10 protein-coding genes are annotated in these 14,553 nt (G+C 65.6%); 1 reads left to right on the forward strand and 9 read right to left on the reverse strand.

What is annotated here, in order from left to right; all coding sequences use genetic code 11:
• Nucleotides 1-712: 712 nt before the first annotated feature.
• From KF791_07970 to KF791_07980, 3 genes are read right to left on the reverse strand one after another with little or no spacing between them, the layout of a single operon-like run.
• Nucleotides 713-1,576, reverse strand: a complete 864-nt coding sequence (locus tag KF791_07970) for a hypothetical protein (protein ID MBX3732515.1) — start codon at nucleotides 1,574-1,576, stop codon at nucleotides 713-715.
• Nucleotides 1,577-1,596: 20 nt separating this feature from the next.
• Complete coding sequence (locus tag KF791_07975; protein ID MBX3732516.1) at nucleotides 1,597-2,997, reverse strand: DUF1501 domain-containing protein; 1,401 nt, start codon at nucleotides 2,995-2,997, stop codon at nucleotides 1,597-1,599.
• 5 nt (nucleotides 2,998-3,002) lie between these two features.
• Nucleotides 3,003-5,204: a DUF1549 domain-containing protein gene (locus tag KF791_07980; protein MBX3732517.1), complete on the reverse strand. Its 2,202-nt coding sequence runs from the start codon at nucleotides 5,202-5,204 to the stop codon at nucleotides 3,003-3,005.
• Between the two features lie 638 nt (nucleotides 5,205-5,842).
• On the opposite strand from KF791_07980, the gene KF791_07985 reads away from it, so the two are divergent.
• Nucleotides 5,843-6,631, forward strand: coding sequence for a hypothetical protein (locus tag KF791_07985; GenBank protein MBX3732518.1), 789 nt, complete (start codon nucleotides 5,843-5,845; stop codon nucleotides 6,629-6,631).
• 114 nt (nucleotides 6,632-6,745) lie between these two features.
• Here KF791_07985 and KF791_07990 read toward each other — a convergent pair whose 3' ends face one another.
• From KF791_07990 to KF791_08015, 6 genes are all read right to left on the reverse strand, one after another.
• Nucleotides 6,746-7,885, reverse strand: coding sequence for a hypothetical protein (locus tag KF791_07990; protein MBX3732519.1), 1,140 nt, complete (start codon nucleotides 7,883-7,885; stop codon nucleotides 6,746-6,748).
• 5 nt (nucleotides 7,886-7,890) lie between these two features.
• A complete protein-coding gene (locus KF791_07995; protein ID MBX3732520.1) occupies nucleotides 7,891-8,817 on the reverse strand; it encodes a lysophospholipid acyltransferase family protein in 927 nt (308 codons plus the stop codon).
• On the reverse strand, nucleotides 8,814-9,722 hold the full coding sequence (locus KF791_08000) for a hypothetical protein (GenBank protein ID MBX3732521.1): 909 nt from the start codon (nucleotides 9,720-9,722) through the stop codon (nucleotides 8,814-8,816). Before KF791_08000 ends, KF791_07995 begins: the two co-directional genes overlap by 4 nt.
• Nucleotides 9,719-10,921: a tetraacyldisaccharide 4'-kinase gene (gene lpxK, locus KF791_08005; protein MBX3732522.1), complete on the reverse strand. Its 1,203-nt coding sequence runs from the start codon at nucleotides 10,919-10,921 to the stop codon at nucleotides 9,719-9,721. Before lpxK ends, KF791_08000 begins: the two co-directional genes overlap by 4 nt.
• Before the next feature lie 78 nt (nucleotides 10,922-10,999).
• Nucleotides 11,000-12,130: a sulfotransferase gene (locus KF791_08010; protein MBX3732523.1), complete on the reverse strand. Its 1,131-nt coding sequence runs from the start codon at nucleotides 12,128-12,130 to the stop codon at nucleotides 11,000-11,002.
• Nucleotides 12,131-12,244: 114 nt separating this feature from the next.
• Entirely contained in the window at nucleotides 12,245-14,548 is a 2,304-nt protein-coding gene (locus KF791_08015) for a S9 family peptidase (protein ID MBX3732524.1), read from the reverse strand.
• Nucleotides 14,549-14,553: the final 5 nt, after the last annotated feature.

Here is a 14,553-nt window from a genome sequence, read left to right on the forward strand (position 1 = left end):
GATTTCGTGACAGAGGACCTGGCACTTGGTCCCCCCGCGAGGCCGGCCAGCCGTGGAGCCCGCGTGATCGCCGGCTCGCCCGTCGGCTCGCGTTGGACCCCGGCGTGACCAACCGGCTGATCAACCAGGCGTGGTGGTCAATCCGCACCCGAAGGAGAAATGGTTACGGACTCCTGGAGGGACACGGTTGATTGGTCCACTCCGGCGGGTGTGGCGCTCAAGCGGCTGGTTGGCATCCTGCCTCGGGACCGGCTTGACGCGAAGGACGTCGAGGCATTTCGGGTCGTGTTGCGCAGGACGGGGCACCCGACCGAGACCGAACTGATCCACGAGCTGCAAATGGCGGTGGATCTGTTCCGTCCGAGCTTCGACGAAGAGAAAGGCCATGACCTGGAGAACAACTGCCGCCGGCTCTGGCCGCTGATTTACGGTCGCGAGTTTGACCCGCGCACGGAGATCATCGCACCCGCCCTCCGGAAACGCCGCGAGGGCTACGGTGAGCCGACCCGCGATTACAAACAGGAGCTGCGAGAGACGCTGAGTGAATGCCGAGCGTCGTACACGCCATGGGGTCGCATCCGAGCACTTTCCATCCTGAGACCCGACAGGCTCCATTTGCCTCCAACCACTTGTCTCCCAAGGCGGGAATTCAACTGCCGTCTCGAAACTGAAGGAATCCCGCACCGGCACCGCCACCGACCCCTGAACCCGGTCAGGAGTCCGCGAGTTCGTCGAGACGCCGCCGCAGGCGCCGCAATGGCACGATGTGGACGAGGGGTGCCGGTGACCGGGGGCGGGGTTCCATGGAGCCGACGCGATGGACGACATCCATAAACTCCTCCAGGACGTCCTGGAAGCGGCCGGTCTCCGCCGATGCCATCATCGTCTTGCGAGCGGCCGTGACGAACTCATCACCCGCCCCGCCGTCCTCTCCCTGACGGGAGAGAAATTCGGCGAAATCGGCGATCACAGCCAGAGTGGTCGGGATGTCCACGATCAGGGCGGTGGTGCCCGAGCGGCTCACGGCAAGCCTGGCGTGGATCGGACGCGGCCGTCCCGCCGCCAAAACCTCGACCGGCTTGAGGTCAAACCCTGCCCCGGAACCGCGGGACAGGGCGTCAAACAGCGCTCCATGCCGCGCCGGGTCGAACTCGGAAATCTCCTGGGGAATCCCGACGACAATGCCGGACAGCCGGTGGTTTCCGTGGCTGGAAACGGTGGCATGCACCGGGTGTTTCGGATCCCGCACGGCATCAATCAAAGGCCGCAGGAAATTAAAGTAATATCCGGTCGCAAGCCCACGAGCGAGGTGATAGCCGCTGGCCTCATTCCGGGCACCGTCCACACGCCGGATGATCAGGATTGCTGCCAGGATAAAGGCCCCCAGCCCGGCGAGGATGGCCGCCAGCGGCTCGAGCCATCCGTGGCCCTCGTCCGGTCCGACAAAAAGACCCTCATACAGCCAGAGGGCCGTGACCACAAAGGACAGCAACAGGAAGAGCGCCCCCGCCGGCGGCCAGGCGCTGACGATGACGCGAATCCGGGTCGCCCAGTGACGAATGCGTGTCCAGTCCATGACGGCCGCCGCGCTTCAGATCAGGCAATCAACTCCAGGATGGGACTGCCGCTCGAGATCATGATCGGGCGGCCCTGGGCGTCGGTCACCTCGCTCCGCGGGTCAATTCCCATGAGATAATAGAGGGTCGCTGCGAGGTCGTCGGGAGTGACCGGATCCGCGGAGGGATGACTCCCGGTGGCGTCGCTAGCTCCGTGGACGTAGCCGCGCTTCACACCCCCACCGGCGAGCAGAACCGTGTAACAGTGCGGCCAATGGTCGCGGCTGGCGTTGGCATTGATCTTCGGCGTCCGGCCGAACTCGCCCATCCAGACCACGAGCGTGTCCTCCAGCATGCCGCGCTGCTCCAGATCCAGGATCAGCGTGGGCAGCGTCTGCTCGGTGATCGGCAGGTGGTATTGTTCGATGATCGGGAACATCCGGGTGTTGTTGAACCCATGCGTGTCCCAACCCCCGCCGTCCGTCCGCTGTCCGCCGATGTTGTCACTGAAGTAACAGGTGGTGAAGCGCACCCCGCGTTCGGCGAGCCGCCGGGCCAGGACGCACCCCTGGCCGTAGGTGGTGCGCCCGTAGGCTTCGCGGACCCGATCCGGTTCGTCGGCGAGGTTGAAGGCCTCGCGGATGCGCGGACTGTTGAGCATGGCCAGCGCCTTGGCGTAGTAGGCGTCCAGGCCCCGGGCCTCCGCGCTGAAATCCATGAGCTGCGCCTGGCGATCAATGAGCTGTTGCAACCCCCGGCGATGACGGAGGCGGTCCATGCTCAACCCCTCCGGCAGGCTGAACTGCGGCAGGCTGAATCCCGGTTCATTGGGATCCGAAGACACAAACAGCGGGTCATGCTGCTTGCCGAGAAAGCTGGCAAATTGTCCCGGTGTGGGGGTGCCGTCCGCGATGATGTGCGGGTAGGACACATAGGTCGGCATGGCCGGATCCTGGGAATCCAAAAGCCGGCTGGCGATGGACCCGTAGCCGGGAAAAAGATCAATGGATTCGCGCAGGCGCTGGTCGTCGCTCGGCGGCGCCTTGCCCGTCAGGGCATAGTAGCCGGCCGAGTTGTGATTGGTCATCTTGTGATGGACACCCCGGATGAGCGACACCCGGTCCATGATGCCGGCCGTCCTTGGCAGACGGTCGCTGACCTCGATGTCGGGACAGGCCGAGCGCATCGGACGGTGCGGCCCCCGGACCGCCTCTTCCGCATCCGGCTTCATGTCGAAGGTTTCGAGGTGGCTGGGACCGCCCCATTGGAATAGAAAGATCACCTGACGCGCCCGTACGGGCGGGCGGACGCCACCATATTGGCTGGACGCGCGGAGGATCTTCGGCAGCGAAAGGCCAAGCAGGCCCATGGCGCCAGCCTGAATCATCGTTCGGCGGCTCAGCGGATGGGACGGCAACCAGGAGGAGCAGGGATGGGACATGGCGTTCAGTGGCGCAGGAGAAACTCCTTGGCGTTGATCAGGCTCCAAGCGATGTCCTCCAGGGTTTCCCGACGGTTCGAGGGCTCCCGAAGCAGGGGCAGCAGAACCTCCTGCTCCTCAACACCGGGAGGGCGGGTCAGCGCGGCCCAAAACAGGGTTTCGAGGGCCGTGTCCGGATCGCTTGCTGGATCCGCAAGCGCGGTCAGACGGTTGTCCGGGTGCTGCAGCAGCCTTGCCAATCCGGGTCCGCTGGTAAGCGTGAAGACCTGACTTAGGGAGCTTTCGTTGCTGCGCTCGCAGCCACACACGGTGGTCCTTGGCGGCTTGCCGAACTCCTTGAGGAAACGGTCGGCGTCCGTGGCCCGGGAGCGGCGTCCGCCAAGACGCACCCCGGGGATTCCTGCGGCGGAAGGGTTCCCAGGGTAGCTTCCAAACTCCGGCGGCACCCCGAGCACTTGATGGATGGCGTCCAGCAGGGTTTCCGCAGGCAGACGACGGACGGTGGGATGCGAATAATGGAGCGGGTCCCCGAAGTTCTCCGTCGGCGGCGTGCTCGACAGCTGCCATGTCCGGGACTGGCAGATGAGCCGGATCAATGGACGGGCGCGCATTCCGTTTTCGACGAAGAAGGTGGTCAATGCGTCCAGCAGGCGCGGATTCGAGGGCGGGTTCGTCAGGCGGAAGTCGTCCACCGGCTCGACAATCCCGGTCCCCATCAGGTGGGCCCAGATCCGGTTCACCTGCACCCGGGCGAAGAGCGGATGATCGGGCCGGGTCATCCATTCCGCCAGGTGCTCCAACGTCGCGGCCTCCGGAGCCGTGGCGCCGCCATCCCCGAGAAAACCGGGCGTGGGTTCGGCCCCGGACCTCGGATGCTTCAACTCGCGCTTGTCACCAACGAACACGACCTGCTCGCCGACGAATTCCATCTTGTCGTTTTCATCACGGCGGTCGTTCCGGAGAATCGTGTACTCTAGGCGGTCAAACACCGCGGCGAAGCCGTAATAGTCTTCCTGGGTCCAGCGCTCGAACGGATGCTGGTGACATTTGGCGCAGCTCAGCCGGGTTCCGAGAAACACCTGCGCAACGGCCTCCGACCGCAGCGTGGGTTCCCGCAGCGCCCGGTAGAAGTTCGCGGGCGGATGCTGGTAGGTGCTGCCCTGTCCGGAAACGATCGAACGGACGAACACGTCGAGCGGCAGGTCTTCCGCCACGCTCTGCCGGATCCAACGGTGGAACACCGTGACGCCGGTGGAATCCAGAAGCCGTTCCTCCACGCGGAGGAGATCGGCCCACTTCATCGCCCAGTGATCGGCAAATTCCGGACTTGCCAGCATCGCTTCAATCAATCGGTCCCGTTTCCCGGGCGACGGATCGGCCACGAAGGCCCGGGCCTCTTCCGCAGAGGGCAGCCGTCCGGTGAGGTCCAACCAGGCGCGGCGGGCAAAGGTGGCGTCGGCGGCGTCGGCGGAGGGCCTCAGTCGTCGCTCTCGCAGACGCTCGAAGACCGCCTCGTCCACCAGGTTGCGCGGTGCCGGCCCGCGCCCTGTCAATGGAGGCCGGTCGGGGATGAAGGCCAGGCGCACCGGTGTCTGCAGATGCTGAAACCGCACCACGACGGTGGTGTCACCCGGCGCGTCCGCGCTCACCACGCCCTCCGGGGACACCGTGGCGAGCAGGTTGGACGGCTCGTACACCGCCCAACGCGTGATATCGCGGGAAGTTCCGTCCGAAAAATGGGCGGTGACGGCGAGGGCCACCTCCCGAACCGGTTCGACGAGCAAGGCCTCCCGGGGGGCGACGGTCAGCCGGTCCAGCACCGGCGTCGTGGGGGGATCCGGGCGGGCGCCGCCGGCAATCCAGTCCCGGAGCAGGTTGAACGACTCGCTGCCGGCGGCAAACCGTCGCCCGCCCTCATGTTCCACCAGTTCCGCCGGTTTGCGCAGGAGGAGGCTCTGCTCCGGCTCATCCACGTGAAGGCGGCGACCGCGTCGGTTGGCGGTCAGCGTGGCGAAATCCTCCTCCGGAGACTCGCCGCGAAGCGAGAGCTTGAGCTTTCCCTTGCCGCTTGCACTGCCATGACAGGCGCCCGTATTGCACCCTGCCTTGCTCAGGAGCGGCATCACCTCGTGTCGGAACGAGGGGGAAGCGGGAACCTCCTCATCGGACCAGAGGGTCTGAGCCATCACCGCAGCAGCGAGAACCACGCAAATCCTCAATCGCGGGGCCCGCCGACGGCACGCCCCGCCCCAGGCCTCATCAGGGCGGGGATGCAGGATCATCTGCGTGGAAACGTGTGCGCTCTGGAACGGCCTGACAAGCCTGCCCTGGCCCCGAAGGCAGCCGGGTGGGGAGCCTCCGACGAGCCGTGTCCGTCGGGAGCTCCGGCGACGCCTGACGTCGGCGCCCGTGGTGCTTTGCCCGCCTGAGGGACAGGCGTTGGTGACCCAATGTTGGACGGCGCTCCTTTGGACGCATCGTTGGTGCGTTCATCCACACCGAATTGCACCGGGTGGACGGCCCTCACCTTCAAATTCCCGTCATCAGTATCCGCGGCCCGGTGATCGAGGTTTACGGATGCGCAAGGCCCGCACCGCGAGCGGGACCGGGCTCGCAGTCACGGCAAGGTTTGTGGCTTGACGGCCCGCGAATCACGCAGTAACGACCGACTTATGGGGTTGTCCTCTCGGTCCAATACGGCGGGGGTCGGGCATGAGTCGCGCGGTTGCCGGCTCAGAGCCTCTCGCCAGGTGCAAGACCCAGGCATTGATCGGGCCGGGTCGGGGCAACCGCATCCGTCCGTCAGCATTGTCGGGGCGGCTGTCACCCAACCGGAATTGTGAACATGAAAACACTCTTCAAACCTCTGTCTCTTGGTTTGTCACTCCTTGTTTGCCTCCGAGCAGGCAGCGTGACAATTACTCTCATCAACAACGAAACACCCGCCTACTACAACGGCTCGATTGGGACACTGCTCAACGGCACCTCGAGCGCCTTTCCGGAATTGGGAGACCCGAGTCTGGATTTTCCTGATCCACCTGATCTAAGCCCGGCTCAGGTCGTCCTGGGGGCCTGGCTGAATCCTTCCCCCGTTCTGCCACCCCAATATTGGACCCCCATCCCGGTACAAGTTCCCAGAAAGTGGCCGGTGGGAACTGAAACGGCCATCGTCTATCCGATCGTGGTTCCATCCGGCGGATACAGGAATGTCACCATGAGATTTGGTGTCGATAATGGGATCTTTGTCTGGCTCAATGGCCAGTATCTCGGCGGCCATATGCGTCCCGGAATTGCCATCCTCGGCGAGCACGAGTTCGCCGTCGAAAGCCTCCCCGGGGGCCTCCACCATCTCCAGGTGCTGCGTGAGGATCACGGCAGCACAGCGGATTATCTGGTGGAGGTCACTGCGGAAACCGATCCTGCGCCCGTCCTCGCGGAGGTATCCGTCGCAGTCGAGGTCTCTTGGAACAGCGCTCCCGGGGGTCTCTATCAGGTCCAAAGAGCCACCAGGCTGAATCCATCCGCCTGGCACAACCATGGATTGCCCGTCGAGGGGGATGGAAGCAGGACATCGGTTTTCGACCGCACTGGGGACCTTGAATATCAGTTCTACCAGGTTCTGAGAATCCGATGAATGCCCGGCGCTATCACGAGGCGTCATGGTTCCGCGAGCCGACGGGCCAAACAGAGGGACCGGTCGTTGGTGGCCCTCTGCCTGAGGGTGCGTTTCGAGCGGCGGGCACCGGGGCTACCCCCACACCTCGAGGACCGCCTCAACGACACGCGACACCGGGATGCCCTGGAGACACCGGAAATCCACCGGACATTCCCGGAGGAAGCAGGGCGCGCAGGGCACACCTGCCCTCAGCAGCCGGTGCCGGGGATCCCCGGGCAGGCCGGGCGCGGTCAATGCGGGCGAAGTGCTGCCGAAGGGCACCACGACGGGTGCGCCCACGGCCGCGGCGGCGTGCATCGGGCCGGTGTCGTTGGTGAGAACTACCCGGCAGAGGCTGAGGGCAGCCAGCAGTTCGCGAAGTGAGGTCCGGCCTGCCAGCACCCTGAGCGTGGGCGCCGCCGTCGCCAGTTCATCGGCCAGCGCCGAGGCCAGCCCCACATCGGCCAGGCCGCCGAACACGGCGATCCCGCATCCGCGCTCCCGATGCACCGCGGCCGCCGCGGCCGCGAAACGTTCCACCGGCCACCGTTTGGCCGGCCCGTACTCCGCACCCGGGTTGAGTCCAAGCCACTGCGACCCCGGCTGGAAACCGAACCGGCGCCGGACCGCCTCGATCTCCGCCGGAGTCACGTGAAGGCGCGGCGGCAACGGTTCCCGGATGGCCCCCAGATGCGCCACCAGGTGGAGATAATGAAACATCTGATGCGCGTGCCCGTCTGCAACAGGCGCGGATCCTTCCGTCCAAACACGCGCACCCGGCGCGGCAACCAGCAGGTCCCGGATTTCAGCCGGAGTGCGCTTGCGCATCCGCCCCGCGCCGGGTCCCGGCTGCACGACGTCCGTCAGGAGCGCATTCCGCCACGGCCGGGCGCCCCCGATCCGACGTGGGACGCCCCCCAGCCAGGACTCCAGTGCAGCCCGGGGCGAATTCGGAAACAGCAGTGCCGCGTCGAACCGCCCCCGCCGGAGCCGGCGTCCGACCGAAAGCACGCCCTGGTGCGACCCGATGGACAACACCTCGTCAATCGCCGGATGCCCGATCCAAAGATCGGCCAGCTTCGAGGGCGTGATCAAAGCGATATGGGCGTCCGGGTATCGCTCGCGGAGACGAAACAACGCCGGCGTGGTCATGATCGCATCGCCAAGCCAGTTGACCCCCCGGACCACCAGTCGCGCGGACGCGCCCTGCCTTTGGCGAACACGGGAGGACATGGCCTCTATGCCGGCACCAGGGAGGTTCCGTTTCCACCGCCGGCGCTCGCCTTGACCTGGGCCGGTGACGCGGGCTTCCACCGGCGGTGGACCCAAAACCAATTTGCCGGATCCCGCCGAACGGCCGCCTCGTAGGCCGCATTCAGATCACGCGTCACCGCCTCCACCGAACGACGGCGTCCACCCTCATGCACAGGAATCTCTTCGCCCACCTCGATCCGCCAGCGGAGCGGGCTCACTTGGAAGCAGAAGGCGGGAAGCAGGGGGCGCCGGTATCGGAGGGCGAACAGCGCCGGGCTGACGCTGCAGGAACAGGCGTGTCCCAGAAAGGGAAGCCACGCGCCCTTGGGACCGGCGTGCTGGTCGGCAAGGAGGACCAGCCAGGAACTCCCCGTGCTCAAGGCCGCCTTCATCGCGTCGCTCTCGCTGCGGCGTTCAAAGAACTGGACCCCCCAACGGGTACGAAATTCCTGCATGAGGCTGTTGAACACCGGCTGACGCAAAGCGCGGTATGTCGAGATAAACCGGAGGTCCGGGCGGGCACTGGGGAGACGCTCGAACAGTTCAAAATTCCCGAAGTGACCGATGGCAAGGATGCCGCAGCGCCCGTCCGGCTGGGTCAGGCGCTCCATGCCCCGCCATTCAAGGTGAGGCTCCAATGCGAAGGCGGGCATGGCGGCAATCTTGATCAGGCTGAAATAGTTGGTCGCGATGCGCAGGTAGTTCTCGCGGGCGATGGACCGGATCGCCGCGTTCGACAGCTCCCGCCCGAAAACGCGTTGGAGGTTCCCGATCGCCACCCGGCGATGACGGCCATCCACCCACCAGGCCACCTGGCCACCAGCCCTTCCCAGGCCGGCCACGAGCCAGAGGGGCAGACAACGCAAACCGGCGATGGAGGCGCGGAGGACCCAAAGGAAGAAGGCGTTCATGGAGGGGTCTGGGACCGCTGGTGGCTTGAGGCGGGTTTCCAACGCCGATGCACCCAAAACCAGTTGGCCGGGTCGCGCCGGATGGCCTCCTCAAACCGCCTGTTTATTTCCCGCGTGATGTCTTCCACGGTACGCCGCCGGCCACCATCCGTCTCTGGAATCCAGTCGCCGAATTCCCACCGCCAGCGGACCGGTCCGGTGCGATAGCAGATGGCGGTGATGATCGGATGCCGGTGGCGGAGTGCGAAGACGGCGGGGCCCGGGCTGCACGAGCAGGGGTGTCCGAGCAGGGGCAGCCACAATCCGCGATCACCGGCATGTTGATCGGCCAGGAGCGCGAGCCAGGTGGTGCCGCTGGCAAGCGCCTCCTTGAGCCGGCCAGCCTCGGTGCGGCGTTCGAAGTATGCCACGCCCTCCCGACGGCGCAGATCCTGCATCAGCCGGTTGAACGCCGGCTGCCGCAAGGCCCGGTAGGTGGTGGCAAACTGCTGCGGTGGCATCCCGGGCGGCAGTTGGGCGGGCAGGCGGGTGAACAGCTCGAAATTGCCGAAGTGCCCGATGACCAGAACCCCGGCCCGGCCGTCGGGACGGTGCAACCGCTCCACACCGTGCCATTCGACATGCGGCGCGATTTCGGCATCCGTCATGCCGCCGATCTTGGCGAGACTGAGGTAGTTTTCAGCGAGCCGCAGGTAGTTCTCCCGCGCGATGGCGTATCGTGCTGCCGGGGACAAGGTGTCGCCAAAGACCCGTTCCAGATTCGACAGCGCCACGCGTCGTCGCCGCCCGTCCAACTGCCACCCCAGCCGCCCGATCGCCCGCCCCAGCCGTGCCACCGTGGCCAGCGGAAGCCGTTGCAACGATCGGATGACCCCGAGCCCGAGCCCATGCAAGAGGTCGTTCATCGCACCTGTTTGAAACAAATGCGACGCACGGCGTCATCAAAGCCCTCAGCACCGGCGATGATCTTGATCTCGACCCGCATGAAATAGATGGGAAGATCGCGCCGATCAATCTTGGGAAAACGCACCGCGTCCTTCTGGGTGGTCACCAGCATGCCGGCACCCCGCTTCTTGGCACGGTTAATGGCGTCGAGCACCTCCTGCTGGCTGAAGCGATGGTGGTCGGCGAAACGCCGGGCCAGGACGATCCGGGCGCCCAGCTCCGACAGCTTGCCCTCAAAGCTCTCCGGCTGCGCGATCCCGCTCAGGCTGGCCACCTTGCAATCCTGCACCAGCCCAAGTCCATGGCGCTCACCGGTGAAGACATCCTGGAAGTACAGCGGGTGATGCACGCACTCCACCATCTCGGCTCTCGGGTTGTGGTGACGCAGCCGGGCGCGGAGGTCGTTCATGGACTGCGCCGCCTCCGGGGTGGAGCGGTCCACCTTGGTCAGGAAAATCACCTTGGCCCGCGCGATGTGTGAGGGAGGCTCCCGCAGCGTGCCCCGCGGCAGCAGGTGTCCATTGCCGAACGGCTGCTGGGCATCCACCAGCACGACATCTGTTCGACGACCGGCAAGGCGCCAGTATTGGAAGCCGTCGTCCAGCAGCAGCGTGTCGCATCCGAAGTGCTCCACCGCGTAGCGACCTGACTTGACCCGGTCCTTGTCCACCAGCACCACGACGTCCCGCAGGTTGCTCGCCAGCATGTACGGCTCGTCACCGGAGGATTCCGAATCCAGCAGCAGGGACTGTCCGTCGCTGACCACCCGCGGCGGCGTGGTGTCCTCACGCAGCATCAGCTTGTCGAGCAGCCGCTCGCGCAGGGGTTTCGGACGCGACCGGTAGCCACGCGACAGGATGGCGACCGTGCGCCCGGCGTCCTGGAGGGCCCGTGCAAATTTCTCGACCACGGGGGTCTTGCCCGTGCCGCCGACGGTGAGGTTGCCGACGGCGATCACCTGCACCCCGAGCGTCGCGTCGCGCAGCAGCCGGACGTTGTACAGAAACCGACGCAACTTCACGGCGCCGGCGAATCCCTTGGAGAGCAGGAGCAACAGGAATCGGACCATCGCCGCCTTCTTCCCGGGCCGATTGTGGATGATGACGTCGAGCAGCCAGGTCTCCGCACTCTCGATGAACTGGCTCCACGCTTCGCGCATCTACCGGCGATGATGCCGCGGGGGCGGTCCGGTTCAAAGCGGCAAGGCAACGGCGGGCGGCGGAGGCTCCGGTGCGGCTCATCGCTCAAGCCGGTAAAAATCCATCAGGTCCCCCAGTTGGGCCTGAATCCCCTCCCGCGTCATTCCGAACTCCTCCAAGGTGTACTCGTGGGTGCTCTTGAACCCGCGCTGCCGGTCGGTGGCTGCGGTCAAGCGCGCCCGAAAGGATTCCGACACCGGCCAGTCCAGATGCCGATACAGGGCCTCAATGGCTTCGCCGGGGTTGCGCACCAGATCGCGGTAGTCCAGACAGTAGTACCGCGCCGGATCCACCCGGGTTCGAAACTCGAAGAGGTGGCGGTACCAGTCCACCGCCAACTGCGCATACTCCCGGGCAACGGGGCCGTCCTTGGCAATCTCCGGGGAGTGCGCCTTCCAGACGGGCACGAACAGACTGACGTGTGACGGCAGCGAACGGTAGGGGTGACGGACGATGGTGATGAAGACCGCGTCGGGAAATTCGGCATTCAGTGAATCGAGGGTTCCGCAGGACTGAGTCGCCTTTGAGAGCAGCGTCCTGCCGGGCCCGTTCGCGTACAGATGCCGCTGGAGGCAGCTCCGGTAATACCGCATCAGGCGCACACGGTCCCCGGCCGGCAGGGAATCCGGGAACCCCGCCTCCCGAAGTTCCCGGATGAACGGGAAGAGCATGTACACGGCCTCCGAGGCGAAGGCGTAGAGGAACAGGGCATCGTCTTCCTCGGGCTGGTTGAGCCGCATCTTGTGCCGGTCGTCCCAGCCGCCAAACCAGCGCTTCTCAAACCACCCCAGCAGCCGTTCGGCGGGACGCCCCGCCCGCCGGTCCATCCAGGCGACGCCGTCAATCAGGCGCTGGAAGCACACGGCCGGGAAGATGGTCTGATACATCTTCAGGTGGACGAATCGCTCCTCGTCCAGGCTCAGCAGCTTCTGGGTCAGGGTCGTTCCGGACCTGGGGGGAGCGATGATGAACACGGGCTTGCGCACCGGCTGACGTCGAAACCCCGGAAACAGCAGGTGATCCATGAGGCGCCCGAGGGCCACCGCCACCAGAAACAACAGGAACAACCCTGAAAAAAACAGCACATAGGCCCAGCGCCGAAGCCGAAAGGGCTGACAGCCCAGCGAGAGCCACAGGGCGCGAAAGAACAAACGGCTGTTGAAATACATCGGGCATGCCGTGCCCCGGTGCGGAAGCCCGGGGCAACCGGAACCCGGGAGGAAACGGGACCCTCGGGGCGACGTCCAGCATCAGATACACCGCCGATGCGTTCTTTTCCGCCGTCACGGTTGCGTCCCACCGGCCGGCAGATGACCGTGCAGATACCGGGTGAGCAGATGAAACAGGTGCCGGCGCGTATTGTGACCTTCGGCAATCGAATGGCTCCGGTTCGGATAGGCCATCATGGAGAACGGTTTGTTGTGGGCGACCAGCTCGTTGATCAGCGCCTCCATGCCCTGGTAATGGACATTGTCGTCGCCCGTACCATGAACCAGCAGGAGATCCCCCTGAAGTTGATGGGCATGGCTGAGCGGGGAACCGAGGCGGTATCCCTCGGGATTCGTGGCGGGCAGGCCCATGTAGCGCTCCTGGTAAATGGTGTCGTACAACCGCTGGTTGGGCACCGAAGCCACCGCCATCCCCATCCGGTAAACCTCCGGATGTTGGAAGAGAGCGTTCAGGGTCATCGAACCCCCGCCACTCCAGCCCCAGATGCCAATTCGCTGCGGATCCATCCAGTCCCAGCGCCGCAGCAAGGACCGCACCGCCTCCGCCTGGTCGGACGGCGCGAGGATTCCAATCTGACGGTGTACAATTTTTCTCCAGTCGCGGCCCCGGGGAGCAGGGGTGCCCCGGTTGTCCACGCTCATGACAACATAGCCCTGCTGGGTGAGCATCCAATGCCACAGGCCCGTTCGACCCGGCCAGGCGTCGCGCACGGTCTGGCCCCACGGCTCGCCATAGACGTAAAACAGAACCGGGTACCTCCTCGAAGGATCGAAGTCGTGAGGCTTGAGCACCCAGCCGTCCAGGACCGTGCCGTCGCCGATCCCGACCTGAAAGAATTCCGCGGCGGGCCGGACGAGCGCCTCCGTCTTCTCGCGGAGCGTGGAGTTGTCCTCAAGGATGCGAAGGGATTCGTGGTCCGGGAGGCGGACCACCCCGGTCACGGGCGGCCGCGTGAACGTCGAGAAGGTATGGATGGCCCAGCGGGCCTCCGGGGAGAGGACATAGCGATGGGTGCCGGCCTGATCCGCAGGCGTGAGGCGGGTGACCTCGCCGCCGTCCAGGCGGACGCGGTAGAGGTAGCGCTCGGCGGGACGGTCGGGAGACGCCGCGAAATAAAGCCAGCCGCCCGCATCATCCACGCCCTCGATGGCCATGACATCGAAGGCACCCCTGGTGATCTGTTCTGCACGTCCGCCATCACGGTGGACCCGGTAGGCATGACGCCAACCGTCGCGTTCGCTGAGCCAGACAAACTGCCGTCCCGCGTCGAACCAGAGCACCGGGTTCTCGGACTCCAACCAGGCGGCATCGGTTTCCTCAAGGATCAGACGAGGTGCGCCCGTGGCCGCATTGGCGAGCAGGACCCGGTTGGTGTTCTGCACGCGGTTGAACTGCTGGATGAGCACCTCGGTGGAATTCGATGCCCAGTTCATCGCGGCGGGGTAGTGCTCGCGCGGATCCCCGGGAATGGACAGCCAGCGGGTCTCACCGCCGGACGCGCTGACGACGCCGATCCGGGCGGCGGCGTTCCGGGAACCCGTCTTGGGATACGGAAAATGGGTCAGGCGCGGGTAGAGACCGGCCGTGTGATCTACGAGCGGGAACTCCGCAACCCCGGACGTGTCGAGCTGCCAGTAGGCAATGGCGTGTCCGTCAGGACTCCACCGAAAACCGTCCCGGAGTTGGAATTCCTCCTCATACACCCAGTCGAAGGTTCCGTTGATCTGCGTCGGAATTTCGCTGGCGGTCAGCGCGGTGATCCGGCCCTCCGCGAGGTCTTCCACGTACAGATTGCGGTCCCGGACGTAGGCGACGTGCCGTCCGTCGGGCGAGAACTTCGCGAAGCTCAGGCTCGACGGTGGGGCGTCCCCTCCCAGCCGGGTCAGTTCCCGACTGGTCACGTCAGCGACCCAATAGTCACCCCGGCTGTTCTCGCGCCAGACCCGTCGGGCGTTCGTGAACAGCAGCACCCGCGATTCGTCGCCGGAGAGCTCGAAGCGTTCGATGGACAGCGGACCCGGCTCGCCAGGTGGCGTCAACGCGTGTGCCGGAAGGATCACGTTTGTGCGTCCCGTGGCGGCGTCGCATCGGATCAGGTCACGCCCGCCGCCACCGGCGCGTGGCCGGGCAAGGGTGAAGTACCCGGATTGATGGCGGCTCCAGACGATTTCCGGGACGGATTCCTCGCGGAACTCCTCCCCGTCGAAGAGCCGGTCCACCGTCAGCAGCGGCGCGTGGATGGCGTTGGTTTCGCCGGCGTCGTCCGCCCAAGATTGCAAGCCTTGGAGCAGCCCGAAAACCAGGGCGGCGATGAACCTGAGGCGGAGGCTCCGGCGGCCGATGCAGTCGCTGCGCATGGCCC

This window comes from Verrucomicrobiia bacterium, assembly GCA_019634635.1.
GTDB lineage: Bacteria > Verrucomicrobiota > Verrucomicrobiia > Limisphaerales > UBA9464 > UBA9464.

Excerpts from the sequence above, each read along its gene's own strand:
- KF791_07970 (MBX3732515.1), bottom strand. The coding sequence starts at position 1,576 with ATGGACTGGACACGCATTCGTCACTGGGCGACCCGGATTCGCGTCATC.
- KF791_07975 (MBX3732516.1), bottom strand. The coding sequence starts at position 2,997 with ATGTCCCATCCCTGCTCCTCCTGGTTGCCGTCCCATCCGCTGAGCCGC.
- KF791_07985 (MBX3732518.1), top strand. The coding sequence starts at position 5,843 with ATGAAAACACTCTTCAAACCTCTGTCTCTTGGTTTGTCACTCCTTGTT.
- KF791_07990 (MBX3732519.1), bottom strand. The coding sequence starts at position 7,885 with ATGTCCTCCCGTGTTCGCCAAAGGCAGGGCGCGTCCGCGCGACTGGTG.
- KF791_07995 (MBX3732520.1), bottom strand. The coding sequence starts at position 8,817 with ATGAACGCCTTCTTCCTTTGGGTCCTCCGCGCCTCCATCGCCGGTTTG.
- KF791_08000 (MBX3732521.1), bottom strand. The coding sequence starts at position 9,722 with ATGAACGACCTCTTGCATGGGCTCGGGCTCGGGGTCATCCGATCGTTG.
- lpxK (MBX3732522.1), bottom strand. The coding sequence starts at position 10,921 with ATGCGCGAAGCGTGGAGCCAGTTCATCGAGAGTGCGGAGACCTGGCTG.
- KF791_08010 (MBX3732523.1), bottom strand. The coding sequence starts at position 12,130 with ATGTATTTCAACAGCCGTTTGTTCTTTCGCGCCCTGTGGCTCTCGCTG.
- KF791_08015 (MBX3732524.1), bottom strand. The coding sequence starts at position 14,548 with ATGCGCAGCGACTGCATCGGCCGCCGGAGCCTCCGCCTCAGGTTCATC.